The sequence below is a fragment of the Pseudomonas pudica genome (genome assembly GCF_015680405.1).
Classification (GTDB): domain Bacteria; phylum Pseudomonadota; class Gammaproteobacteria; order Pseudomonadales; family Pseudomonadaceae; genus Aquipseudomonas; species Aquipseudomonas pudica.
This window is the reverse complement of record NZ_JADLJS010000023.1, coordinates 13,364-38,349: the sequence shown is the minus strand read 5'-3', so window position 1 is coordinate 38,349 and position 24,986 is coordinate 13,364. Positions and strand designations below refer to the sequence as shown.

The 24,986-nt window shown below is 62.2% G+C and carries 26 protein-coding genes and 1 tRNA gene; 7 read left to right on the top strand and 20 right to left on the bottom strand.

What is annotated here, in order from left to right:
• Positions 1 to 208: 208 nt before the first annotated feature.
• From IRZ77_RS16805 to IRZ77_RS16795, 3 genes are all read left to right on the top strand, one after another.
• Entirely contained in the window at positions 209 to 1,561 is a 1,353-nt protein-coding gene (locus tag IRZ77_RS16805; RefSeq protein WP_085600996.1) for an APC family permease, read from the top strand.
• Positions 1,562 to 1,627: 66 nt separating this feature from the next.
• On the top strand, positions 1,628 to 3,691 hold the full coding sequence (gene mcpU, locus IRZ77_RS27440; protein ID WP_085600995.1) for a methyl-accepting chemotaxis protein McpU: 2,064 nt from the start codon (positions 1,628 to 1,630) through the stop codon (positions 3,689 to 3,691).
• Positions 3,692 to 3,846: 155 nt separating this feature from the next.
• Positions 3,847 to 4,806: a cation diffusion facilitator family transporter gene (locus IRZ77_RS16795; protein ID WP_085600994.1), complete on the top strand. Its 960-nt coding sequence runs from the start codon at positions 3,847 to 3,849 to the stop codon at positions 4,804 to 4,806.
• 166 nt (positions 4,807 to 4,972) lie between these two features.
• Here the strand turns inward: IRZ77_RS16795 and IRZ77_RS16790 are convergent.
• The 18 genes from IRZ77_RS16790 to IRZ77_RS16705 all read right to left on the bottom strand — a co-directional run bounded on the left by IRZ77_RS16790 (position 4,973) and on the right by IRZ77_RS16705 (position 18,604).
• A tRNA-Lys gene (locus IRZ77_RS16790) sits at positions 4,973 to 5,048 on the bottom strand.
• Positions 5,049 to 5,108: 60 nt separating this feature from the next.
• Entirely contained in the window at positions 5,109 to 5,783 is a 675-nt protein-coding gene (gene queC / locus IRZ77_RS16785; RefSeq protein ID WP_108480114.1) for a 7-cyano-7-deazaguanine synthase QueC, read from the bottom strand.
• A 17-nt stretch (positions 5,784 to 5,800) separates the two neighbouring features.
• A complete protein-coding gene (queE, locus tag IRZ77_RS16780) occupies positions 5,801 to 6,448 on the bottom strand; it encodes a 7-carboxy-7-deazaguanine synthase QueE (RefSeq protein WP_015271468.1) in 648 nt (215 codons plus the stop codon).
• 160 nt (positions 6,449 to 6,608) lie between these two features.
• A complete protein-coding gene (gene ybgF / locus IRZ77_RS16775) occupies positions 6,609 to 7,415 on the bottom strand; it encodes a tol-pal system protein YbgF (RefSeq protein WP_135002173.1) in 807 nt (268 codons plus the stop codon).
• A gap of 6 nt (positions 7,416 to 7,421) precedes the next feature.
• On the bottom strand, positions 7,422 to 7,922 hold the full coding sequence (gene pal / locus IRZ77_RS16770; protein WP_003254755.1) for a peptidoglycan-associated lipoprotein Pal: 501 nt from the start codon (positions 7,920 to 7,922) through the stop codon (positions 7,422 to 7,424).
• Between the two features lie 53 nt (positions 7,923 to 7,975).
• Positions 7,976 to 9,247, bottom strand: a complete 1,272-nt coding sequence (gene tolB / locus IRZ77_RS16765) for a Tol-Pal system beta propeller repeat protein TolB (RefSeq protein ID WP_046617157.1) — start codon at positions 9,245 to 9,247, stop codon at positions 7,976 to 7,978.
• Between the two features lie 26 nt (positions 9,248 to 9,273).
• Positions 9,274 to 10,371, bottom strand: coding sequence for a cell envelope integrity protein TolA (tolA, locus tag IRZ77_RS16760; protein ID WP_046617158.1), 1,098 nt, complete (start codon positions 10,369 to 10,371; stop codon positions 9,274 to 9,276).
• A complete protein-coding gene (gene tolR / locus IRZ77_RS16755) occupies positions 10,371 to 10,823 on the bottom strand; it encodes a protein TolR (RefSeq protein ID WP_196173963.1) in 453 nt (150 codons plus the stop codon). The genes tolA and tolR overlap by 1 nt, the downstream gene beginning before the upstream one ends.
• 14 nt (positions 10,824 to 10,837) lie before the next feature.
• Positions 10,838 to 11,533 carry a protein TolQ gene (gene tolQ / locus IRZ77_RS16750; RefSeq protein ID WP_015271471.1) on the bottom strand — a complete coding sequence of 232 codons (696 nt, stop codon included), beginning with the start codon at positions 11,531 to 11,533 and terminating at the stop codon, positions 10,838 to 10,840.
• A 2-nt stretch (positions 11,534 to 11,535) separates the two neighbouring features.
• Complete coding sequence (ybgC, locus tag IRZ77_RS16745) at positions 11,536 to 11,988, bottom strand: tol-pal system-associated acyl-CoA thioesterase (RefSeq protein ID WP_015271472.1); 453 nt, start codon at positions 11,986 to 11,988, stop codon at positions 11,536 to 11,538.
• Between the two features lie 125 nt (positions 11,989 to 12,113).
• Entirely contained in the window at positions 12,114 to 13,160 is a 1,047-nt protein-coding gene (ruvB, locus tag IRZ77_RS16740; RefSeq protein WP_108480111.1) for a Holliday junction branch migration DNA helicase RuvB, read from the bottom strand.
• The gene (gene ruvA, locus IRZ77_RS16735) at positions 13,157 to 13,774 is read right to left on the bottom strand and encodes a Holliday junction branch migration protein RuvA (RefSeq protein WP_015271473.1); all 618 of its coding nucleotides are present in this window, start codon (positions 13,772 to 13,774) and stop codon (positions 13,157 to 13,159) included. The genes ruvB and ruvA overlap by 4 nt, the downstream gene beginning before the upstream one ends.
• A 109-nt stretch (positions 13,775 to 13,883) precedes the next feature.
• A complete protein-coding gene (ruvC, locus tag IRZ77_RS16730; RefSeq protein WP_004375291.1) occupies positions 13,884 to 14,408 on the bottom strand; it encodes a crossover junction endodeoxyribonuclease RuvC in 525 nt (174 codons plus the stop codon).
• A 185-nt stretch (positions 14,409 to 14,593) separates the two neighbouring features.
• The gene (locus IRZ77_RS16725; RefSeq protein ID WP_108480109.1) at positions 14,594 to 15,340 is read right to left on the bottom strand and encodes a YebC/PmpR family DNA-binding transcriptional regulator; all 747 of its coding nucleotides are present in this window, start codon (positions 15,338 to 15,340) and stop codon (positions 14,594 to 14,596) included.
• Between the two features lie 114 nt (positions 15,341 to 15,454).
• Positions 15,455 to 17,230: an aspartate--tRNA ligase gene (gene aspS / locus IRZ77_RS16720; protein WP_025340263.1), complete on the bottom strand. Its 1,776-nt coding sequence runs from the start codon at positions 17,228 to 17,230 to the stop codon at positions 15,455 to 15,457.
• Between the two features lie 95 nt (positions 17,231 to 17,325).
• Entirely contained in the window at positions 17,326 to 17,547 is a 222-nt protein-coding gene (locus tag IRZ77_RS16715) for an FmdB family zinc ribbon protein (protein ID WP_003254776.1), read from the bottom strand.
• Positions 17,548 to 17,639: 92 nt separating this feature from the next.
• Positions 17,640 to 17,969: a ribbon-helix-helix domain-containing protein gene (locus tag IRZ77_RS16710; protein ID WP_024087590.1), complete on the bottom strand. Its 330-nt coding sequence runs from the start codon at positions 17,967 to 17,969 to the stop codon at positions 17,640 to 17,642.
• A gap of 161 nt (positions 17,970 to 18,130) precedes the next feature.
• The gene (locus IRZ77_RS16705) at positions 18,131 to 18,604 is read right to left on the bottom strand and encodes a Dps family protein (RefSeq protein WP_025340264.1); all 474 of its coding nucleotides are present in this window, start codon (positions 18,602 to 18,604) and stop codon (positions 18,131 to 18,133) included.
• Positions 18,605 to 18,882: 278 nt separating this feature from the next.
• Between IRZ77_RS16705 and IRZ77_RS27180 the strand changes: the two genes are divergently transcribed.
• Positions 18,883 to 19,476: a cold-shock protein gene (locus IRZ77_RS27180; RefSeq protein ID WP_085600991.1), complete on the top strand. Its 594-nt coding sequence runs from the start codon at positions 18,883 to 18,885 to the stop codon at positions 19,474 to 19,476.
• A gap of 62 nt (positions 19,477 to 19,538) precedes the next feature.
• On the opposite strand, the gene IRZ77_RS16695 is transcribed toward IRZ77_RS27180, so the two are convergent.
• Complete coding sequence (locus IRZ77_RS16695; RefSeq protein WP_025340266.1) at positions 19,539 to 19,745, bottom strand: SlyX family protein; 207 nt, start codon at positions 19,743 to 19,745, stop codon at positions 19,539 to 19,541.
• Between the two features lies 1 nt (position 19,746).
• Positions 19,747 to 20,166, bottom strand: a complete 420-nt coding sequence (locus IRZ77_RS16690) for an HIT family protein (protein WP_046616207.1) — start codon at positions 20,164 to 20,166, stop codon at positions 19,747 to 19,749.
• A gap of 692 nt (positions 20,167 to 20,858) precedes the next feature.
• Between IRZ77_RS16690 and IRZ77_RS16685 the strand changes: the two genes are divergently transcribed.
• The 3 genes from IRZ77_RS16685 to IRZ77_RS16675 all read left to right on the top strand — a co-directional run bounded on the left by IRZ77_RS16685 (position 20,859) and on the right by IRZ77_RS16675 (position 24,974).
• Positions 20,859 to 22,124 carry an OprD family porin gene (locus tag IRZ77_RS16685; RefSeq protein ID WP_108480107.1) on the top strand — a complete coding sequence of 422 codons (1,266 nt, stop codon included), beginning with the start codon at positions 20,859 to 20,861 and terminating at the stop codon, positions 22,122 to 22,124.
• Positions 22,125 to 22,284: 160 nt separating this feature from the next.
• Positions 22,285 to 24,000, top strand: coding sequence for a proline--tRNA ligase (locus tag IRZ77_RS16680; protein ID WP_046616209.1), 1,716 nt, complete (start codon positions 22,285 to 22,287; stop codon positions 23,998 to 24,000).
• A 20-nt stretch (positions 24,001 to 24,020) separates the two neighbouring features.
• The gene (locus IRZ77_RS16675) at positions 24,021 to 24,974 is read left to right on the top strand and encodes a lipoprotein (RefSeq protein ID WP_046616210.1); all 954 of its coding nucleotides are present in this window, start codon (positions 24,021 to 24,023) and stop codon (positions 24,972 to 24,974) included.
• The last annotated feature ends 12 nt before the right edge of the window (positions 24,975 to 24,986 follow it).

Here is a 24,986-nt window from a genome sequence, read left to right as displayed (position 1 = left end):
TAAATATTTCAATCCAGCAACATCTTGTCATGTTTAACTTGACACTAAGCTACCCATCGTTTTTTATTTTCACCACTTTGCGCGCTCCCCCGCGTCCCCGCTGCTCCAACAATAAAGGTGAACAACATGGAGCCCACCCGCTCGCCCTTGCCGCATGCGCAGTACACCGTGCCCGCCGTTTACGCCCAGCCGCAGGAGCCATGCCAGCATGCAGCCTGATCACAGCGCTTCCGGCAACGGCCAACTCCGTAAAACCCTGCGCCTCTGGCACGTGATCATCATCGGCCTGGCCTACCTGACCCCGATGACCGTGTTCGACACCTTCGGCATCGTTTCCGGGATTACTGCCGGCCACGTACCCAGCGCCTACATCCTGGCGCTGGCCGGGATCCTGTTCACCGCCGTGAGCTACGGCACACTGGTAAGGCGCTTCCCACAGTCGGGCTCGGCCTATACCTACACCCAGCGCGCGATCAACCCGCACGTCGGCTTCCTGGTCGGCTGGTCGTCGTTGCTCGACTACCTGCTGCTGCCAATGGTCAACGCCTTGCTGGCCAAGCTGTACCTTTCGGCCATGTTCCCGGAAGTACCGGAGTGGATGTGGGTAGCCGGCTTCGTCACCCTGATCAGCCTGATCAACATGCGCAGCGTGAACCTGGTGGCGCACTTCAACCTGCTGTTCGTGGCCGTGCAGGTGGCGATCATCGCCGTGTTCATCTACCTGTGCGTGCGTGGCCTGGACCAGGGTGAAGGGCTGGGTACCGCCTGGAGCCTGCTGCCGTTCGCCGACGACAAGACCCAGCTCAGCGCCCTGGCCGCCGGTGCGACCATCCTGTGCTTCTCGTTCCTCGGCTTCGACGCGGTCACCTGCCTGTCCGAAGAAACCCGCGACCCGGGCAAGACCATCCCTCGCGCGATCTTCCTCACCGCCCTGATTGGCGGCCTGGTGTTCATCACCGTGTCGTACTTCATCCAGGCTTACTTCCCGACCATGTCCCGCTTCCACGACCAGGAAGCGGCACTGCCGGAAATCGCCCTGTACGTCGGCGGCAAGCTGTTCCAGTCGATCTTCATCGCCTGCACCGTGATCAACACCATCGCCTCGGGCCTGGCCTCACAGACCAGCGTGTCGCGCCTGCTGTACGTGATGGGCCGCGATAACGTGATCCCGGCCAGCCTGTTCGCCCGGCTGCACTCGCGCTACAAGACGCCGGTGCTGAACATCGCGGTGGTGGGCCTGATTTCGCTGTCGGCGATCTTCTTCGACCTGGTCACCGCCACCTCGATCATCAACTTCGGTGCGCTGGTCGCGTTCAGCTTCGTCAACCTGTCGGTGATCAACCACTGCTACCTGCGCGAAGGCAAGCGCCAGGGCCTGGCCAATCAGCTGACGTACCTGGTGGCGCCCACCATCGGCTTCTGCATAATCGTCTCGCTGTGGCTGGACCTGAACGCCCACTCGCTGCTGTTCGGTGGTGTCTGGGCACTGCTCGGCCTGCTGTACCTGGCCTGGCTGACCAAAGCTTTCAGGGACTCCCCACCCAACTACATCGCTGAATGACCCATGCTGTCGACAACGCCCGCGCCTGATCGCGGGCGTTGCATTTGATCGAAAAGGAAAGCCCTCATGCCGCTGCGTCGCCTCTCCATCCAGTGGAAGATCACCCTGCTCGCCGGCCTGTGCCTGCTGGCCATCGTCGCCCTGCTGGTAACCACGTCGCTGGCCCAGGCGCGGCGCAGCGCAGCATTGGTCAACCAGGCCAACACCGAAATGCTCGACAGCAGCGCACGCCTGCGCCTGCAGGCCCATGCCGAAACCCAGGCCCTGCGCATCCAGCGCTATTTCATGGACGCCTACCAGTACGGCAATGGCTTTGCCCGCCTGGTGCAGGTGCTCAAGGCCCGTGGCGGCAACGACCTGCGCGCCGAACTGACGCGCCAGGCCCGCGCCAGCCTGGCCGGCAACCCGGATGTGATCGGCCTTTACCTGGTGTTCCAGCCCAACGCCCTGGACCCGGACAGCCAGTACCTCGGCCAGGATGCCATGGGCAGCAATGAGCGCGGGCGCTTCTCGCTGTACTGGTCACAACCCCGCCCCGGCACCCTGGAGCTTGAAGCCATGCCGGAATCGATGCTCGGTGACGCCAGCATCGGCAGCAACGGTGTGGCGAAGAACCGCTGGCTGACCTGTCCGCAGGACACCGCCAGAACCTGCATGCTCGAGCCATACCTCGACGAAGTGAATGGCCGCGAGGTGCTGATGACCAGCATCGCCCTGCCGCTGCTGGAGCACGGCAAGGTGGTCGGCGTGGTCGGCCTGGACATCGGCCTGGCCAACCTGCAGCAGCTCAGCCTGGACGGCCGCCGGGAACTGTTCGACGGCCAGGGCCAGGTCAGTATCGCCAGCGCGGCTGGCCTGCTGGCCGGCAACAGCCGCGACGACAGCAAACTCGGCGAGCCCATGGACAAGGCGGTAGCCGACGGCCTGCTGCGTGTTGCCCACCCGTTCACGCCAATCCCTGATGCCGCACCTTGGCAGGTATTGCTGGAACTGCCGGAAAGCGTGCTGCAGGCGCCTGCGGTCGCCCTCAACCAGCGCCTGGATGCGCACAACCACAGCGCCAACCTCACCAGCCTGCTGGTTGGCCTGGGCGCGGCGGTAGTCGGTTTGCTGCTTGTATGGCTGACCGCGCGCGGCGTGACCCGGCCAATCCTGGCCGTGGCCGCGCGCCTGGAAGACATCGCCAGCGGCGAAGGCGACCTGACCCGCCGCCTGGACTACGCCCGCCAGGACGAACTGGGCCAGCTTACCGGTTGGTTCAACCGCTTTCTCGACAAGCTGCAGCCGGTCATAGCCCAGGTCAAAGGCTCGCTGCAGGAAGCCCGAGGCACCGCCGACCAGTCGGCAGCCATCGCCAGCCAGACCAGCAGCGGCATGCAGCAACAGCACCGCGAAATCGAACAGGTGGCCACAGCCGCCAATGAAATGAGCGCCACCGCTCTTGATGTCGCCCATAACGCTTCGCAGGCGGCCCAGGCCGCACGCGCTGCCGACCAGGCCAGCCGCGAGGGCCTGCAACTGATCGACAGCACCCGCCAGGGCATCGACCGCCTGGCCGCCGGCATGAACAGCGCCATGGACGAAGCACGCGCACTGGAAGGCCGCAGTGGGCAGATCGGTTCGGTGCTGGAAGTGATCCGCACCATTGCCGAGCAAACCAACCTGCTGGCGCTCAACGCGGCCATCGAAGCCGCCCGTGCAGGCGAAGCCGGGCGTGGTTTTGCCGTGGTGGCCGATGAAGTGCGCGGTCTGGCCCAGCGTACCCAGGTGTCGGTGGAGGAAATTCGCCAGGTCATCGAAGGCTTGCAGCAAGGCACCCAGGATGTGGTGGGCGCCATGCACGAAGGCCAGCGCCAGGCCCAGGACAGCGCTGCGCGGATGGAACAGGCGCTGCCGGCGCTACAACGTATTGGCGAGGCAGTGGCGGTGATCAGCGACATGAACCTGCAGATTGCCTCGGCGGCTGAAGAGCAGAGCGCGGTGGCCGAGGAAGTAAACCGCAATGTTGCCGGCATTCGCGATGTGACCGAATCGCTGGCAGGCCAGGCCGATGAATCAGCGCGGATCAGCCAGGCCCTGAACCGGCTGGCCAACCAGCAGCAGGCGCTGATGGAGCAGTTCCGCGTCTAACCTGTCAGGGCCGGTGCGCCTTCTTCGCGGGTGAACCCGCTCCCACAGGGTTTTGCGCCGATCTCGAAGGCGACGCCAGCCTGTGGGAGCGCGTTCACCCGTGAAGAGGCCCTGACAGGCAATTCAGCATCACCGTTTCTTCTAGAGCACAATTTATGCAAAACCCAACCAGATCCACCTTCTTCGACATCACCAGCGAACAGGGCCTGTTACGCACCTCGATCGCCGTCACCCTGTTCATTGCCATCATCGGCATCGCCTTCGGCCTGGCCTCCGGCTCGTTCTCCATCGTGTTCGACGGCGTCTATTCGCTGGTCGATGCCAGCATGAGCGGGCTGTCGCTGGTAGTGGTCAGGCTGATTACCGCGCACACCACCAGCGTGCAGATGTCACGCAAGTTGCGAGAGCGCTTTACCATGGGCTTCTGGCACCTGGAGCCTATGGTGCTGGCGCTCAACGGCATCCTGCTCAGCGGCGTGGCCATCTATGCACTGATCAACGCCGTCAGCAGCCTGCTGCAAGGCGGGCGTCACCTGGAGTTCGGCATCGCCATGGTCTACGCGGTGCTGACCGTGATCGCCTGCGTGACCATCGCGATTGTCGAGGCCCGCGCCAACCGCAAGCTGGGCTCGGATTTCGTGCGCATGGACGTCAAGGGCTGGGTGATGTCGGCCAGCATCACCGCCGCGCTGCTGATCGCGTTCTGCTTTGGCTATGCAGTGCAGGGTACATCGCTGGAGTGGGTGTCGCCGTATATCGACCCGGCGGTGCTGGCGCTGGTCTGCCTGGTGATCGTGCCACTGCCGATGTCGGTGGTGCGCCAGGCCCTTTCGGAAATTTTCCTGGTGACCCCTGGTGACCTCAAGCTGCACGTGGATGAAGTCGCCAAGGCCTTCGTTGCCCGCCACGGGCTGCAGTCATACCGCGCCTATGTGGCCAAGGTCGGGCGCTCGCGGGAGATCGAACTGTATTTCATCGTGCCGAAAGCAATGGCCGCGAAAACCATCGATGAATGGGATGCGTGGCGCAACGAGATCGGTGATGCCGTGGGTGGTGAAGGGCCGGACCGTTGGCTGACGGTGGTGTTTACAGGGGATCCGGAGTGGGCTGAATAAGGCATCTGGAGTCTGCACAGCCCCTGTAGGAGCGGCCTTGCGCAGCCCCATCGCGACGCAAGGCCGCTCCTACAGGCGATCGAGCAAACCGAGCAATAAAACTCGGCCAACGGAAAACGAAAAAGCCCGCCACCGTTGCCGGTAGCGGGCTTTGACGTACTGCATATGGTGGGTCGTGTAGGATTCGAACCTACGACCAATTGGTTAAAAGCCAACTGCTCTACCAACTGAGCTAACGACCCGTTGGATGGCGCGTATAATACTGATTTCTAACGGGAAATCAACACCCCATCAAACTTTTTTCAAAAGTAACGCGTCGGGTCTTCGACTCCGGCGGCCTTGAAGCCGTCGGCACGCAGGCGGCAGCTGTCACATTTGCCGCAGGCACGGCCGTCATCATCGGCCTGGTAGCAGGAAACGGTCAGGCTGTAATCCACGCCACGAGCCATACCGGCCTGCACGATCTGCGCCTTGCTCATGTTCTGCAGCGGTGCCCGTATACGGAAGCCCTGCCCTTCGACACCGGCCTTGGTCGCAAGGTTGGCCATGCGCTCGAAGGCTTCGACGAACTCGGGGCGGCAATCGGGGTAGCCGGAGTAATCCACGGCATTCACACCAATGAAGATGTCACGGGCTTCAAGCACCTCTGCCCAGCCCAGGGCCAGGGACAGGAATACGGTGTTGCGCGCCGGTACGTAGGTGACCGGGATACCTTCACCCGGGGTTTCCGGCACGTCGATGCTGCTGTCGGTCAATGCCGAGCCGCCGATGCCATCCAGGTTCAGGCCAATCACCTTGTGTTCGACCACACTCAGGTTGCGGGCTACGCGGGCTGCGGCGTTCAGTTCCGCGCGGTGGCGCTGGCCGTAGTCGAAACTCATGGTGTAGCAGCTGTAGCCTTCGGCCTTGGCCATGGCGACCACGGTGGCCGAGTCCAGGCCGCCGGACAACAGGATTACTGCGCGTTTTTCGGTCATCTGTGCTTGCTCCTCAATCAACGTCCGGGTTCGTCGTTCCACAGCAGCTTGTGCAGCTGCAGCTGGAAGCGTACGGGCAGGTTGTCGGCGACGATCCAGTCCGCCAGCTCGCTGGCGTTTACCTGGTGGTGGCTGGGCGAGAACAACACCTCGCCGGCACGCTCTGCCAGGTTGTACTGGATCAGCTTGGAGACCGCCCAGTCGTAGTCCTCGCGGGAACAGATAACGAACTTGACCTGGTCGTTGCGGGTCAGCTGTTCGATGTTCTCGTAGCGGTTACGGTGCGACTCTTCGGAGCCAGGGGTCTTCAAGTCGACCACGCGGCTGACGCGGGTGTCGGTGCCGGCAATATCCAGCGCACCGCTGGTTTCCAGCGACACCTCGTAACCGGCGTCACACAGGCGCTGCAACAGCGGTAAGGCGTTGGGCTGGGCCAGTGGCTCGCCACCGGTGACACAGACGTAGCGCGGCTTGAAGCCGGCGACCTGCTCAAGGATCGAATCGAGGGTGCGAACGGTACCGCCACTGAAGGCATAGGCACTGTCACAGTACTGGCAGCGCAGGGGGCAACCGGTGAGGCGCACGAAAACCGTGGGCAACCCAGCCGTTCGCGTTTCACCCTGCAAGGAGTAAAAGACTTCGGTGATGCGTAATGTGTCTTGCATGCTCGCCACGGGCGTGACAGCTAAACAGGCTGTCCGCCTCCGTCAGGCACTGTCGCGGACTCGACATAGCGTTATCCGCAGCAGCGTGTTTACGAAAAAAGGGCAGTGATTCTAACGAAAAAACCCGCGACAGGCGCGGGTTTCTTTCAAACGGTACGGCTTAGAGCTTCTGCAGGTCTCGCTGGGCCAGTTGCGCGGCCGAGGTGCCAGGGTACTGGGTAATGACCTGCTGCAGGATACCCTTGACCTTGTCGGTGTGGCCCATGCGGCGCTCGACGTCGGCCAGCTTGTACAGCGAGTCCGGCACCTTGCTGTGCTTCGGATACTTCTGACTGACCTGGGCGAACGCCTGGCTGGCAGCAGGCAGGTCGCCCTTGGCCAGGTTAACTTCACCCAACCAGTACTGGGCATTTCCGGCGTACTGGCTGTTAGGGTACTTGCGCAGGAAGGCGCTGAACGCCTGGCTGGCCTTGTCGAAGTCTTTCTGCTTGATCAGGTCGAAAGCGGCATCGTAGTAGAGCTTTTCTTTCGCCGGATCACCGGGCTCGCTACTGGCGGCCGGTTGTTGCGCAGCAGCACCTGCTGCTGCATCGGGGGCGGCATTGGAGGCACCACCACCGGAGGAATTGTCAGGGGTCGCGGCAGGCGCGGCGCCACTGTTGATGCGACGGTCCAGGTCCTGGTAACGCTCCAGGTTTTCCTGCTTCATGCGCGACACATCGTTCTGCAGCTCTTCGATGATGCCTTGCTGGCGGGAAAGCTGATCCTGCATCTGTTGCAGCTGCATGAACAGCTGGCCCTGTGCAGAGGCAGGGGCCGAAGCCCCTGACCCGGCATAGGCGCCGCTCGTGCCATAACCCGCAGGCGGATAACTGCCTGCGTTGTCATCAACTACAGGGACCTCAGCCCAGGCCGCGAGCGGCAGGCTGAGTGCGAGGACGGTTACTACACGGCGGCACATACGCATGAGAACTTACTTACGCAGTTCTACGCGACGGTTCTGAGCCCAGGACTGCTCGTCGTTGCCAGTGGCAACCGGACGCTCTTCACCGTAGGAGACCAGTTCCAGCTGAGCAGGGGAAACGCCCTGCAGAACCAGGTAGCGCTGAACGGCCTTGGCACGACGCTCACCCAGAGCCATGTTGTACTCGCGGGTGCCGCGCTCGTCGGTGTTGCCTTCCAGAACAACGCGGTTGCCGTTGGCTTTCAGGTCCTTGGCGTGAACGTCCAGAGCGCGCATGGCTTCTGGCTTCAGGTCCGAGCTGTCGTATTCGAAGTAGAAGGTGGTGATTGCGCGCAGGGCAGCTTCTTCGCTCAGGGAGCCGTCAACAGCGCCAGTGTTGGCACCGTAGCCAGCGTTCGGATCTACAGCAGCGCCTTCGCCTGCGTTGTCACCGCCCTTCGAGGAGCAACCTACAGCTACGGCCATGGCCAGAGCCAGCGCAGCAAATTTACCAAACTTCAGCATTTCCATCGTGAAACTCCTAATGAAACCCCAGTGTGTTAAGCAAAAGTATTACGCCGCAATCAGTTCAGGTAAGGGGACCAGGACGGTTCTCTGACTTCGCCTTGAGCGGTAGGAAGTGGGAGCCTCACGCGGCCATTAAGCGACACGAGCATCAAGACTCCCCGGCCCTGCTGGCGGGTGGCGTAGATTAGCATGGTGCCGTTTGGCGCAACAGTGGGTGACTCATCAAGACTCGTTTCCGAGAGAATCTTTACACTTCCGCGCTGCAAATCCTGGGCTGCAACTTTGAAGTTGGTGAAGCCCTGCTGGCGATGGATCATCACCAGGGTCTTTTCGTCCGCCGACAGTTTCGGGTTGGCGTTGTAGTTACCCACGAAAGTTACACGCTCGGCACCACCGCCACTGACCGACTGCTTGTAGATCTGTGGCTTGCCGCCGCGGTCGGAGGTGAAGTACAGGGTGTTGCCATCCTTGCCCCAGAACGGCTCGGTGTTGATGCCCGGGCCGGCAGTGACACGGCTGATCTGGCGCGAAGCCACGTTCATAACGTAGATGTCCGGGTTGCCGTCCTTCGACAGCACGAACGCCAGGCGCGTGCCGTCCGGCGACCAGGCTGGCGCACCGTTCAGGCCTTCGAAGTTGGTGACCTGCTCGCGGCGACCGGTATCGATGTGCTGGACGAAGATGCGCGGGCGCTTCTGCTCGAACGAAACATAGGCGATGCGCTTGCCATCCGGAGCAAAGCGCGGCGACAGGATGGGCTCGCGCGATTGCAGCAGGGTAACCGCACGTGCACCGTCGTAGTCCGAACGCTGCAGGGTATAGCGGGTGTTGTTGGTGGAGAAGCGCTCGGCCGTCACGTACAGCATGCGGGTGGAGAACGCCCCCTTGATGCCGGTGAGCTTCTCGAACGACTGGTCGGCGATGTAGTGCGCCATGTCGCGCAGCTGGTCGACGCTGCCCGCGACGCTACCGGTCAGCACTTGCTGCTCGGTGGCGACGTTGAACAGTGCGTACTGCACCTGCAGGCGACCGCCGGACGGCACGATGCTGCCGACCATCACGTACTGTGCGCCCAGCGCTTTCCAGTCACGGAAGATCACTTCGCTGGCCTGCGACGGCTGGCTGATCATGTTCTGCCGCGGAATCGGCGAGTAGTAGCCGGAGTTGCGCAGGTCGTTGCCGATGATGTCGGCCATGTCTTCCGGCAGCACGCTGCCGCCCTGCAGACCGAACGGCACTACCGCGATGGGCGTGGCCCGGTCGCTGCCGCTGGTGACCAGGATGTTCTTTTCCTCTGCCACGGCCATGCCTGCCACGCAGCACAGCATGACCAGCAGTCCTCTCAGACGTTTAATCACAACGCTAGATCCTCAGGTGTAAATGTCATCTTGAACGAACGATATTGGTTGAAATCGCTCGGCTTCATACCCTGCATCTCGGTCAGTCGACCGATGTTCTTCACTGCTGCCACCGCCGAGCTGTCGTACGGGCCGTCACCACTGGACCGGGCCACGCTGACGCTGGTGATGGTACCGTCCGGCAACATGTTGATCTGCAGGACCACCGTCATGCCCTTGCGCGCGGAAGGCGGACGTGCCCAGCCCTCGGCCGCGCGCATGCGGATCAGGTCGTCGAAGTCGCCGGCCACCTGGTCGCCCTGCTCGTCGGCCAGCGCCTGCTGCCGTTCGGTGGTATCGGACAACAGCTCGGCCAGGGCCTGGGCTTTCTTGTCTTCCGCCGCCTTGCGGGCCGCTTCCTGTGCCTTTTTCTTCTGGGCATCTGCAGCGGCCTTTTTCTTGGCCTCTTCAGCTGCCTTCTTCTTCGCTTCCTCGGCCGCCGCTTTCTTCTTGGCGTCCTCGGCTGCTTTCTTCTTGGCCTCTTCGGCCGCCTTTTTCTTGGCGTCCTCGGCGGCTTTTTTCTTCGCCTCTTCAGCGGCCTCTTTCTTGGCCTCTTCCTCGGCTTTTTTCTTTTCTTCCTCGGCCTTCTTCTTGGCGATGTCGGCCTGCTGCTTCTCGGCAGCCTTCTTCGCCTCTTCGGCCTTCTTGGCTTCTGCTGCTTTCTTGGCCTCTGCGGCTTCGGCAGCTGCCTCGGCTTTCTTGGCTTCGGCGGCCTCGCGAGCCTCTTCGGCCTTTTGAGCGGCGTCGGCTTTCTTTTGTTCCGCGGCCTTCACGGCCTCCTGCTCGACCTTCTTCTGTTCCAGCTGCTCGACCTCGGTCTGGCGCGAAGCGGTTTTCTTCGCTTCCCCGGCAATCTTCTGATTGGTCTGGGTGGTCGCCTGGCTCTTGGACTTGAGCTGGTACAGGGTAGCCTGGACGATCGGCTTGGATGGCGGCAGCTCAGGCGTCATGGCAAAACTGACGAACAGCAGGGCGAACACCAGCACATGCAGGCCGATGGCCCAGATACTGGGCCAGAAGTAGCTTTCCGAGGCGGATGGCTCTCGCTGTTGCATCAGGGCGCCTCGGTAATCAGGCCAACGTTACCGACACCGGCCTTCTGCAACCCGCCCATGGCACCCATGACCGCGCCATAGTCGACAGCCTTGTCGCCACGAATGAACACCTGGGTCTGCTTGCCCTGGTCACGGCCGGCGGCAATGATCTTGGTCACCGCGTCGGTCATGGCAGGCAAGGTCATGGCCTTGTCCATCTGCTTGTCGGTATCGACTTCGCTGCCAAGGTTCCAGTAGTAGGTCTTGTCGGCCCTGATGGAGATGGTGAGGATCTGGACGTTGTTGTCCTGCGGCAAGGCTTCACTGGATACCTTGGGCAGGTCTACCTTCACGCCCTGGTTGAGCATGGGCGCCGTCACCATGAAGATGACCAGCAGTACCAGCATCACGTCGATGTAGGGCACCACGTTCATCTCGGCGACGGGCTTGCGTTTGTGGCGAACTCGGGCCATGGGCTTCTACCTGATTACTCTTCGCTGGTGTGCACTTTGCGGTGCAGGATCGCCTGGAACTCGTCGGCGAAGGTGTAGTAACGGCCGATCAGCACTTCGCTGCGGGCAGAGAAGCGGTTGTAGGCGATAACCGCCGGGATTGCCGCGAACAGGCCGATGGCGGTGGCGATCAGCGCTTCGGCGATACCCGGGGCAACCGTGGCCAGGGTGGCCTGCTGGGCGCTGGCCAGGCCGCGGAAGGAGTTCATGATGCCCCATACGGTACCGAACAGGCCGATGTACGGGCTGGTCGAACCGACGGTGGCCAGGAATGGCAGGCTCTGCTCGAGCTTTTCTTCCTCGCGCGAGATGGCTACGCGCATGGCACGGGCAACACCCTCCATGACCGCGTCCGGGTCGACGCCCGGCTGCTGGCGCAGGCGCGAGAATTCCTTGAAGCCGGCACGGAAGACCTGCTCGACACCGGAATCCGGGTCTGGGTTGCTGCCTGCCTGGCGGTACAGCTTGGACAGGTCGATGCCCGACCAGAAGCGCTCCTCGAAGGCATCCAGCGCACGACGACCGGCGCGCAGCATGGTGCTGCGCTGGAAGATCATGACCCATGAGGTGACCGAGGCGGCCACCAGGGTCAGCATTACCAGCTGTACCAACACGCTGGCATTGCTGACCAGACTCCACATGGAGGTATGGTCGACGACGTTAGCTTCCACGCTTATTCTCCTGCATTCGATTGAGTACCCGAGCCGTCCGCCGCAAAGGCGTCACGCAGCTCCGGGGGTATGGCTCGGGGTTTGAAAGTGTCGGCGCGCACGGCGGCCACCAGGAACTGCCCTTCGCAGAGCAGCGTTTCATCTTTTTCCCGCCAGACCTGCTGCACGAAGCGCAGGCTGGCGCGATTGAGTTCAAGTACTTGCGCGGTGACCCGCAGCTCGTCGTCCAGCCGCGCCGGCGCGTGATAGCGCGCTTCGCTGGAGTGGACCACGAACAGCAGGTTGTCTTCAGCCAGCTGCGCCTGTGAAAAACCCAGGTGCCGCAGCCGCTCGGTACGCGCGCGCTCCATGAATTTCAGGTAATTGACGTAATACACCACGCCACCGGCATCGGTATCTTCGTAATAGACGCGACAACGGTGTGCGAAAGGTTCCAGGCCATTTTGCGCGCGCATACTCTAGTGCTTACTCCTCAGCTTGCCAATCCGCTGTGGCAACTGTTTTTTCTTCATTAATGTCTTATTGCCAGCGCACCCTCGGCATGCCAGCGGTAGGACCACGAAAAGCCGTTTTCGATCTGTCACTCATCGCCCATTTCGGAAAAATCCCCACCCTCCCCCAGGCGCCCGGGTACGTTCAGGCCAAAGTGCAGGTAGGCATGCCGGGTGACCACGCGGCCGCGCGGCGTGCGCATGATGTAGCCTTGCTGGATCAGGTACGGTTCGAGCACGTCCTCGATGGTGTGGCGCTCTTCACTGATGGCCGCGGCCAGGTTGTCCACGCCGACCGGGCCACCGTCGAACTTCTCGATCATGGTCAGCAGCAAGCGGCGGTCGGAGTGGTCGAAACCGCGCTCGTCGACGTCCAGCAGGTTGAGCGCCATGTCGGCCACGGCCTTGGTGATCTGCCCCTTGCCGCGCACTTCGGCGTAGTCGCGCACGCGGCGCAGCAGGCGGTTGGCGATACGTGGCGTGCCACGAGCCCGGCGGGCGATCTCATAGGCACCCTGGTCTTCGATGGCCAGGCCAAGGATGCCGGCCGAACGGCTGACGATGGTGGCCAGGTCCTTGTCGCTGTAGAACTCCAGGCGCTGGACGATACCGAAACGGTCCCGCAGCGGGTTGGTGAGCATGCCGGCACGGGTGGTGGCGCCAACCAGGGTGAACGGCGGCAGGTCGAGCTTGATCGAACGGGCCGCTGGCCCTTCGCCGATCATGATGTCGAGCTGGAAGTCCTCCATCGCCGGGTACAGCACCTCCTCGACGACCGGTGACAACCGGTGGATCTCGTCGATGAACAGCACATCGTGCGGTTCGAGGTTGGTCAGCATCGCAGCGAGGTCACCCGGGCGCTCGAGGATCGGCCCCGAAGTACTCTTGACCGACACGCCCATTTCCTGGGCGATGATGTTGGCCAGGGTAGTCTTGCCCAGGCCGGGTGGGCCGAAGATCAGCGTGTGGTCGAGCGACTCGCTGCGGCCACGGGCGGCCTGGATGAACAGCGCCATCTGCTCGCGCACCACCGGCTGGCCGATGTACTCGTCCAGCCGCAGCGGGCGGATCGCACGGTCCTGGACTTCTTCACGGTCGCGGCCACTGGCGGCGATCAAACGGTCGGCTTCGATCACTTGGTAATCATCCCTTTCAGGCTGCGGCGGATCAGTTCCTCACTGCTCAGGCCGGCCTTGTCCTTGATCGCGGCGATCGCCTTGCTGGCTTCCTGCGGCTTGTAGCCCAGCGAAACCAGGGCGCTGACGGCATCGGCTTCGGCTGTGGATGCACTGGCGACCGGCAGCGGCCCATCAGAGACCAGGGTGAACATGGCCGGGGAAGTTTCCCAAGCCTTGAAGCGATCCTTGAGCTCGACCAGCAGGCGTTCGGCGGTTTTTTTGCCGACACCAGGCACGCGCACCAGGGCCGAGGTGTCCTGGGCCTGCACGCAGCGCACCAGTTCGTCCACTTCCAGCCCGGACATCAACGCCAGGGCCAGCTTCGGCCCTACGCCATTCAGGCGGATGAGCTCGCGGAACAGCTCGCGCTCGCGCTTTTCGGCAAAACCGTAGAGCAGGTGAGCATCCTCGCGCACCACCAGGTGGGTGTGCACGGTGACGGGTTCGCCCACCTTGGGCAGACGGTACAGCGTGGTCATGGGAACTTCCAGTTCATAACCCACGCCGTTGACGTCGATAATCAGGTGCGGCGGCTGTTTTTCCGCCAGGGTGCCGCGCAAACGTCCAATCACGTTCCGATCCTTCCTCTCGGGGAGCCGGTCAAAGACCGCTCAACCCTATCAGCAAATGCAGCGGGTGAACGCATCACCCGAACAAAATGTGTATCAGCGCATGAAGCGCCTACAGACGCAAGCGCCCGCCGCGTCGCCGTGCCGTGGCCAGGCCATGCGGCACCAGGCTGGAGCGGGTATGCGCGTGGCACAGGGCGATGGCCAGGGCGTCGGAGGCGTCGATCTGCGGTTTCTGCGTCAGTTTCAGCAGGTGCATGACCATCATCATCACCTGCTCCTTGTTGGCCCCACCAGTACCGGCTACCGCCTGCTTGACCTGGGTGGCGCTGTATTCGGCGATTTCCAGGCCGGCTTCGGCGGCGGCGACGATGGCCGCACCACGGGCCTGGCCGAGCTTGAGCGCCGAATCGGCGTTACGGGCCATGAATACCCGCTCGATGCCCATGGTGACCGGGCCGTGCTGGGCGATGATTTCACCCACGCCACGAAAAACGATCTGCAAACGTTCGTGCAGCTCGCCGCTGCCGGTGCGAATGCAGCCCGACGCCACGTACTCGCAACCACGGGCGGTCTGGCGTACCACGCCATAGCCGGTGATGCGCGAGCCGGGGTCGATACCAAGAATCAGAGTCATAGTGCCTGTCGAAAAGTTGATGCATCTCTGCAAACTGTACCGGCCCTTTCGCGGGTAAACCCGCTCCCACAGGTACTGCACCGACTCTGAATGTGGTGCAGTACCTGTGGGAGCGGGTTTACCCGCGAAAGGGCCGGTACAGGCGCTGACAAACTTGAAGAACTGGCCTGGATCGCCAGGATACCTTAGCCGAGGTTTTCCATGATCTCGTCGGAAATCTGGGCATTGGAGTAGACGTTCTGCACGTCATCGAGGTCTTCGAGCATGTCGATCAGCTTGAGCACCTTTTCGGCACCCTCCTGGTCGAGTTCGGCGCTGGTGGTCGGCTGCATGACGATTTCCGCGTCAGCGGCCTTGAAGCCCGCCTCTTCCAGCGCATTGCGCACGGAATAGAAGCTGTTGAACGAGGTGAACACGTCGAACGAGCCGTCGTCGTTGGCCACCACGTCATCGGCATCGGCTTCCATCGCCGCTTCCATCAGCGCATCTTCTTCAACGCCCGGGGCAAAGCTGATCTGCCCCTTGCGCTCGAACAGGTAGGCCACCGAACCGTCGGTACCCAGGTTGCCACCACACTTGGTGAAGGCATGACGCACGGCAGCGGCGGTACGGTTGCGGTTGTCGGTCATGGCCTCGACCATGATCGCCACGCCACCCGGGCCGTAACCTTCGTAGCTGAGCTCTTCGACGTTGTCGCTTTCGTTGGTGCCGGCACCACGGGCCACGGCACGATCGATGATGTCGCGGCTCATGTTGGCGCCCAGTGCCTTGTCCAGCGCCAGGCGCAGGCGCGGGTTGGATGCCGGGTCAGCACCACCCTGCTTGGCAGCGACCGTCAGTTCGCGGATCCACTTGGTGAAGATCTTGCCTCTCTTGGCATCCTGGCGCTCTTTGCGGTGCTTGATGTTCGCCCACTTGGAATGACCAGCCATAACGACTCCGAATCCTTTGAATCACAAACAGCCCCGCCCCAGTAAGGGGCGGGGCGGGAAATTGCCTGCGCCGAAACGCAAAGGCGCATCCATGTGGATGCGCCCGGGGACTGCTTACTCGACCTTGGTCTGTTCGCGCAGTCGGATGTGCAGCTCGCGCAGGGCCTTGGCGTCGACCATGCCAGGGGCCTGGGTCATGACGCAAGCGGCGCTCTGGGTTTTCGGGAAGGCGATCACTTCACGGATCGACTGGGCGCCAGTCATCAGCATGACCAGGCGGTCCAGGCCGAAGGCCAGGCCACCGTGAGGCGGCGCACCGAACTTAAGGGCGTCGAGCAGGAAGCCGAACTTCTCTTCTTGTTCTGCCGCCTCGATGCCCAGCAGGCGGAACACGGCCTGCTGCATCTCTTTACGGTGGATACGGATCGAACCGCCACCCAGTTCGGTACCGTTCAGGACCATGTCGTAGGCACGGGACAGAGCCACGGCCGGGTTGGCCTCGAGCTCTTCCGGGGTGCACTTCGGCGCGGTGAACGGATGGTGCAGCGCGGTGAAGCTGCCGTCCTCGTTCTCTTCGAACATCGGGAAGTCGACCACCCACATCGGTGCCCATTCGCAGGTCAGCAGCTCGAAGTCGTGACCCAGGCGGATACGCAGCGCGCCCAGGGCTTCGCTGACCACCTTGAACTTGTCGGCACCGAAGAACACGATGTCGCCGTCAACGGCGCCAACGCGGTCGAGGATGGTGTTGAGGTTGGCCTCGGGGATGTTCTTGACGATCGGCGACTGCAGGCCTTCGACGCCCTTGGCGCGCTCGTTGACCTTGATGTAGGCAAGGCCCTTGGCACCGTAGATGCCGACGAACTTGGTGTACTCGTCGATCTTGCTGCGCGGCATGCTGGCGCCGCCTGGCAGGCGCAGGGCGGTGACGCGGCACTTGGGATCGTTGGCCGGGCCGGCGAACACCTTGAAGTCGACGTCCTTGAGCTGGTCGGCGACGTCGACCAGTTCCAGCGGAATACGCAGGTCCGGCTTGTCGGAGCCGTAGCGGCGCATGGCCTCTTCGAAGGTCATGTGCGGGAATTCGCCGAATTCCAGGTCCAGCACTTCCTTGAACAGCTTGCGGATCATGCTTTCGGTCAGGCCCATGATCTCGCTTTCATCGAGGAAGCTGGTCTCGATGTCGATCTGGGTGAATTCCGGCTGGCGGTCGGCACGCAGGTCTTCGTCACGGAAGCACTTGGCGATCTGGTAGTAGCGGTCGAAGCCGGCGACCATCAGCAACTGCTTGAACAGCTGCGGCGACTGCGGCAGGGCGAAGAAGCTGCCGGCGTGGGTACGGCTAGGCACCAGGTAGTCACGCGCGCCTTCCGGGGTGGCACGAGTCAGGATCGGCGTCTCGACGTCGAGGAAGCCGTTCTCGTCGAGGAAGCGACGGATGCTGCTGGTGATGCGCGAACGCAGGCGCAGCTTGTCGGCCATTTCCGGGCGACGCAGGTCGATGAAACGGTAACGCAGGCGGGTTTCCTCGCCGACGTCGGAGTATTCGTTCAGCGGGAACGGCGGGGTTTCCGCTTCGTTGAGCACGTTCAGCTGGTAGCCGAGGATCTCGATGGCGCCGGAAGCCATGTTGGCATTCACCGCACCTTCAGGGCGCTTGCGGACCTTGCCGGTGATCTGCACGACGTATTCGCTGCGCACGCGGTCGGCAGCAGCGAAGGTTTCGGCGCGATCCGGGTCGAACACGACCTGGGCCATGCCTTCGCGGTCACGGATGTCGAGGAAGATCACCCCGCCGTGGTCGCGGCGACGATGGACCCAGCCGCAAAGGGTGACTTCCTGGCCGTCCAGGCTCTCGTTCAGTTGGCCGCAATAATGGCTGCGCATCATGATGGTGGTTTCGCTTCTCGTGATTCGTGTATTCGGTGGAGGCCTTGGCCGCCCGGAGAGGGCTAATACTGCAAGACCCGGTCACAGCATTCAACTCAGTCGGCCTTGTCGCCGCCTGCCAGATTCTTTTTCGCCCCGGTCTTGAAGTCGGTTTCGTACCAACCGTTACCGCTCAGGCGGAAGCCGGGCACCGACAACAGCTTCTTCAGCGCCGGCGCCTGGCAGGCCGGGCAATCGGTCAGCGGCGCGGCGCTGATCTTCTGCAGCACTTCCATGCGGTGCTCGCAGGATGCACATTGATAGTCATAAAGGGGCATGGGTGTCTCTCGTCAACCACAACGCTGGCTGCCGGGGCAGCAAAAAGCGGGATTATATATGGTTAGCAAGCACTGCGCAGCCCGCCAGGCGATCAGCGCACACTTGGCGGGTCCAGCAGCCAGGCGACGCAGATCACCCTGATCAGCCCGCTGAAGTTGCGCACCCCACCCTGGCGCAGGTGTACCTCGCGGTCGACGTAGGACAGCACCGCGCTGACCGAGCAGCGGTTGGCCGCGGCGATGCGCTCCAGGATGCCCCAGTAGACGGCCTCCAGCCGCAGGCAGGTGGAAAAACCGTTGAGCCGCACCGAGCGCGACACCGGCTGGGTCTGCAACATGTCGAAATCCGCCTTGAACGGGTCGATGCACTGTTTACCTGGCCAACGCCCCTGGCCAGCCACACGTTTGCTTGCTTGCATCATGCGCCACACTTCCTCGTCACAGGTACCAGGTGGCCTATGAAGCGCTGATGGGCGAGCTTAAAGCAGTGGCAAAATCTTCCTGCACAAAATTGCGCAGAACCTGTAGGAGCAGCCCATCGCGACACAAGGCCGCTCCTACGGGCCGGTACAGCGCAGGGTATCTACTTGCCGTCGAGCAGCACCCGCAGCATCCAGGCGGTTTTTTCGTGCACCTGCATGCGCTGCGTGAGCAGGTCGGCGGTTGGCTCGTCACTGACCTTGTCCACCACAGGGAAGATGCTGCGCGCGGTACGCACCACGGCTTCCTGGCCCTGGACCAGCTGGCGGATCATCTCGTCGGCAGGCGGCACCCCTTCTTCCTCCTTGATCGAGGAGTGCCGCGCATAGAATGCATAGGCTCCCGGTGCCGGGAAGCCCAGGGCGCGGATGCGCTCGGCGATCGAGTCGACCGCCAGTGCCAGTTCGTTGTACTGCTCTTCGAACATCAGGTGCAGGGTGCGGAACGACGGACCGGTGACGTTCCAGTGGAAGTTATGGGTTTTCAGATACAGCACGTAGGTATCCGACAACAGGCGGGACAGCCCATCGACGATGGACTTGCGATCTTCTTCACTGATACCGATATCGATTGCCATGAAGTTCCCCTTTCCATAAGGCTTGAGACCCAAGCGGGTGCCGACCACTTTAGCAACACTTGGCACACGCCGCATGTGACATGGCGCAACACATCGCCCGTCGCGGCCTGCGGTTTGAGTAGCCTGCGGCTTTACTGTTAAATAGGCAGGGTGCCACCCGTGCGGCTTGTCATTGCCGGGTGCATAGGCTGGCTACCGCGTGTTCGCGCTCTACACCTCATGCGCACCGTGCTGCCAGCTCTTCCTGTGATCGGCCTTATCAACTGTGAGCCAACCCCATGTTCAAGATCGTCCATCTGGTGACGGGCGTGGCAGCCTTGCTGCTATCGCTCATACCCAGCCTGAAAACCGATGCTTCACCCTTCCTGCAACAACCCGACGCGGTTTACCTGAGCCTGCTCGGCCTGCTCAACCTGGTGCTGGCCCCGGTCGTGCCACTGTACTACCGCGGCGCGCGGCAGCAGTTGCAGCATTTGGCCTGCGCCCTGCTGGTAGTGGCGGTGGTACTGCAGACCCTGACATTGCTGGCCCGCCCGGAAATGGGCAACCTGGCCGCACTGGTCTGCGCGGCGCTGGCCGTGGCCGTGCACCTGGCCGTGGGCTTCGCCCGCAGCCCGCGCAAGGCCCGCGCCAGCCAACATGCTGCGCAGGATACCGGCAATCGTGATACCGGTACCGTGAAGTGGTTCAACACATCCAAGGGCTTCGGCTTCATCTCCCGCGACTCGGGCGATGATATCTTCGTGCACTTTCGCGCCATTCGCGGCGAAGGCCACCGCATCCTGGTGGAAGGCCAGCGCGTGGAATTTTCCGTTATGCACCGCGACAAAGGCCTGCAGGCCGAGGATGTGGTTGCGGTAACCCGCCGCTGATCTGACTGCAGAAACCATCCCCTGCAGGAGCGGGCATTCCCGCTCCTGCAGGGTTTCAGGTATCAATAATGAGGCGGTGGCGCCTCGTCCCCTTCGCTGCCGTACTGACCAACCATCTCTTCGTAACGCTTGATCAGCTCGGCCATCTGCAACTGCAGCCGCTCGATCACCCGCCCTTGCTCGACCACCACGTCATTCAGCGCCTGGATGGTGTCATCCTGGAACGCCTGGCGGGTTTCCAGTTCGACCACTCGCGATTCAAGCGACATGTCAGGCCTCCTGGTAGCCGGCGAGCTGCAGCCCGCGCAAGCGCTGGCGAATCGCTTGCACCTGATCGTCGGTGTAGGCCACTGCCGGGCACTTGCCCCACACCGGTGCCGGCCAGGCCGCGTCGTCGCGCTGGCGCACGATCACGTGCATGTGCAACTGGCTGACCACATTGCCCAAGGTGGCCACGTTCATCTTGTCGGCGCTGTAGCTGGCTTTCAGCGCTTCGGCCAGGTTGGTGGTTTCCTGCCACAACTGCTGCTGCTCCGCAGCATCGAGCTCGAACAGTTCGCTGATGCCGGCGCGCTTGGGCACCAGGATGAACCATGGGTAGTTGGCATCCTTGCTCAGCAGCAACTGGCACAACGCAAATTCCCCCAGCACCAGCGAATCCTGCTGCAAACGCGAATCGAGGACGAACACGGCAAATCTCCTTCAGGCAGAACCAACCCGCGTCACGCGGAAAACAGACCTGCAAGGATACCGTGCACGCTCCCGGTAACACAGCGCTACTTTTCGCACCAAAATGAGGCTGCCGGCACACCTCGCACCACACTTGCCACCCCACAGGTGACGCTGCATGAACAAGTTGCGGTAACACATTGACTTTCATGACAGCTTTTCAAATTTTAATGATTCTTGACTGTAATACCCCGCCAGGCGGCTCTCGCCCCGTGTTTACGGCACTTTCCGACCCCCGGTAGCAGGTTTTGTGAAAATTTCATGAAGCGTTGCGAATTTTGAGCACGCTTGTTGCATTCCTTTCACGCCAAGTCGGCACGACATCTGCATCGGCAGGTGTACGCGACAAATAACAACAGCGGCATTGGTTACCAGGGAGTTTCCGCAACCGGAATCGGTAGTTACAGCTTCGTTACGGTGAAAGAAACAGCGCTGGAGTTGTACGGCCCTTAAACCGGGGCGTGATTTGCGACATGGAAATACCTAAAAGCGACATGGTGAAAAAGTTCCGAAAAGGATGTTTATACCCATATCGCCAACAACAGTCTGCGTGCTATACATTTTCGCCGACATAACAAGAAAGAGCTGCCCCATATAACTAGAAAACTTGGACGCAGCGGTACTCTTCCTAAAAACCAAAGGAGCAAATCACGATGCGCGTGATGAAGTGGAGCATGATCGCCCTGGCCGTTGCGGCAGGGACCTCGCAGTTGGCAGTGGCCTCTTCCCAGGACGAGTCCAAAGGTTTCATCGAAGACAGCAAGCTGAACGTCAAGACCCGCATGCTGTACTTCAGCCGTGACTTCCGTAACAACGAAGGCGGCCAGAGCCGTCGCGAAGAAACCGGCCTGGGCTTCCTCGGCACCTTCGAGTCCGGCTTCACCCAGGGCACCGTGGGTGTGGGTGTCGATGCCATCGGCATGCTCGGCCTGAAACTGGACAGCGGCAAGGGCCGCGCCGGTACCGGCCTGTTCCCGACCGGCTCCGACGGCCGTTCGCAGGATGACTACTCCAAGGGCGGTGGTGCGGTTAAGTTCCGTATCTCCGACACCGTGCTGAAAGTGGGTGACCAGTTCACCGCACTGCCGGTCTTCGCTACCGACGACAGCCGCCTGCTGCCAGAAATCGCTCAGGGCACCCTGATCACCAGCAACGAGATCGAGGGCCTGACCCTGCATGCTGGTCACTTCACCAGCCTGACCGCCCAGGAGCAGACCAACCGCGACAGCTTCGGCCTGAAGGAAGCCAACGTGGTCGGTGGTACCTACGCCTTCACCGACAACCTCAGCACCAGCCTGTACTACTCGAAGGTCGAAGACTACTGGCGCAAGTACTACGCCAACGTCAACTGGGCACTGCCGATCTCGGACAAACAAGGCCTGGTGTTCGACTTCAACATCTATGACACCAAGAGCGAAGGCTCGGCCGATTACCTCGCATTCGATGGCGACAAGCTGGACAACCGCGCGTTCAGCCTGTCGGGCGCCTACAACATCGGCGCTCACACCTTCACCCTGGCCTACCAGAAAGTCACCGGCGACGGCGACTATGGCTATGGCATCGACGGTGGCGGCACCATCTTCCTGGCCAACTCCGTGGCCCGTTCCGACTTCAACGCCGAAGACGAGAAATCCTGGCAGGCTCGCTACGACCTGAACTTCGCCGAATACGGCATCCCGGGCCTGACCTTCATGACCCGTTATGTACGCGGTACCGACGCCAACGTCGCCGGCACCAGCAACGGCAAGGAATGGGAACGCGACGTCGATATCAAGTACGTACTGCAGAGCGGCCCGGCGAAAGACCTGAGCTTCCGCGTACGTCAGGCCACCTACCGCTCTTCCGATGGCGTTTACTACGATTCCCCATCGATCGACGAACTGCGCCTGATCGTGGAGTACCCGCTGAGCATCCTGTAAGCCTGGCTTGCAGTGCCCCGCACCTGAAAAAGCCCGGCGATCACGCCGGGCTTTTTCTTGGCTGACAAGTGTCACGCCCTGGGGCATCCTGTACGCCTTCGTTTCGCCCCCGTACAATGCGGGGTCATTTCAATGTCTTAGGCAATCGACACGGCTCACCATGCGCACCAGTCAATATTTGCTCGCCACCCAGAAAGAAACCCCTGCCGACGCAGTGGTCATCAGCCATCAGCTCATGCTGCGTGCCGGCATGATCCGCAAACTGGCCTCCGGCCTGTACACCTGGCTGCCGATGGGCTTGCGGGTGATGCGCAAGGTCGAGGCCGTGGTGCGTGAGGAAATGAACGCCGCCGGCGCCCTGGAAGTGCTGATGCCCAGCATCCAGCCCGCCGAGCTGTGGCAGGAATCCGGCCGCTGGGAACAGTACGGCCCCGAGCTGCTGCGCCTGAAGGACCGCCACCAGCGCGACTTCTGCGTTGGCCCGACCCACGAAGAAGTCATCACCGACCTGGCCCGCAACGAGCTGTCCAGCTATAAACAGCTGCCGCTCAACATGTACCAGATCCAGACCAAGTTCCGTGACGAGATCCGCCCGCGCTTCGGCCTGATGCGCGGCCGCGAGTTCATCATGAAGGACGCCTACTCGTTCCATGCCGACCAGGCTTCCCTGCAGGAAACCTACGACCGCATGCACCAGGCGTACAGCAACGTGTTCACCCGCCTGGGCCTGGACTTCCGCCCAGTGCAAGCCGACACCGGTTCCATCGGTGGCAGCTATTCGCACGAATTCCACGTACTGGCCGAGTCCGGCGAAGACGACGTGATCTTCAGCGACAGCTCCGACTACGCCGCCAACATCGAGAAGGCCGAGGCCATCCCGCGTGAAACCGTGCGCCCGGCTCCTACCGAGGAGCTGCGCCTGGTCGACACCCCGAACGCCAAGACCATCGCCCAACTGGTGGAAAACTTCGGCCTGCCGATCGAGAAAACCGTCAAGACCCTGATCGTGCGCGGTGCCGAGGAAGGCAAGCTGGTCGCCCTGATCGTACGGGGCGACCACGAACTGAACGAAATCAAGGCGGCCAAGCTGGAACAGGTTGCCGACCCGCTGGTCATGGCTACCGATGCCGAACTGCGCGAGGCCATCGGTGCCGGCGCCGGCTCGCTCGGCCCGCTGAACCTGCCGCTGGAAATCGTCATTGACCGCTCGGTTGCCCTGATGAGCGACTTCGGCATTGGCGCCAACATCGACGACAAGCACTACTTCGGCGTGAACTGGGAGCGCGACCTGCCGGTTCCACAGGTCGCCGACCTGCGAAACGTGGTCGAAGGCGACCCGAGCCCGGACGGCCAGGGCACCCTGGTGATCAAGCGCGGTATCGAAGTAGGCCACATCTTCCAGCTCGGCACCAAGTACAGCGAGGCACTGAAGTGCCAGGTACTGGGCGAGAACGGCAAACCGGTAACCCTTTCCATGGGCTGCTACGGCATCGGTGTGTCCCGCGTGGTCGCCGCTGCCATCGAGCAGAGCTATGACGACAAGGGCATCATCTGGAACGACGCCCTGGCCCCGTTCCAGATCGCCCTGGTACCGCTGCGCTACGAAACCGAGGTGGTTCGCGAGGCGACCGACAAGCTGTACGCCGAACTGACTGCTGCCGGTTACGAAGTGCTGCTGGACGACCGTGACAAGAAGACCAGCCCAGGCATCAAGTTTGCCGACATGGAGCTGATCGGCATCCCGCACCGCATCGTTGTCAGCGATCGCGGCCTGGCCGAAGGCAACCTGGAGTACAAGCACCGCACCGAGCAGGACGCCCAGGCGTTGCCGCTCAATGAAGTGCTGACCTTCCTGCAGGCCCGCGTTCGCCGCTGATAACCAATGCACGAGTGATCATGTTCAAGCGAAGTACCTTTCCCCTGGGGGGCGCCGCACTGTGCGGCGCCCTGCTCGTCAGCGGCTGCGCCAACCAGATGTCCCAGCGCAGCGACCATGAGGAGCGCGTCGAGCGCAAACTGCTCGAGCACACCCTGCAGATCGATGTCGGCGAGCCGAAGGTGATGGAGCTTCCGCAACGACGTGTGCGCGTGCATGAGCAGAAACGCTTCGAAGTCACCGAGTACGAAGTCACCCGCAGCTATGACCGCTACACGCCTTACCAACCCTGGCGGGAGATCTACGAGATCCCGCTGGGTGCGGTGGCCGTGGTGGCGGGCGTGGGTGCCAACGTGGTCAATGTCTTCGCCCTGGGCAACCTGCCGGAAAGCATCACCCACGACTGGCTCAGCTACGGCGTGGACGGGCTCAACCCGTTCATGAACGTGCCGTCCAACGGCCGTGCCCAGCAGAACCTGGCCGGGATCAGCGAAGTGCAGAAAGGCAAGCGCGAGGAATCTACCAGCGTGCCCTGGAGCGAGCGCCTGGTCGAGGTCAAGGCCGGCAAGATGACTCACGAGCTGACCACCGACAGGAACGGCGTGCTGCGCCTGAACCTGCTCGACAGCCCGTTCTCCGAGCAGAACCTCAACCACATCGGTACCCTGCATCTGCAGGTGCTGGACGAGGACAACGCGGTACGTGGCAATGCCAGCCTGCTGGTCAGTGCCACCCTGCGCAGCAAGCTGCTCGAAGCCCATGAACTGATATTCGATGACCTCGAAGATGACGATGTCGGCCAATGGGTACACCGGGTCAAGCGCTTGTCCGAACTGGGCCTGGAAGAGGAAGCCAGTGAAATGGAACAGAGCCTGATCGAACTGACGCGCAACGACCCGGAGTTGCAGCAGGAGTTTCTGCAGTCGCTGACCAAGGCCACTGGCCGGTTGGTGGCCGACCCAGGCGCGCAGTAACACGTTGGGGCT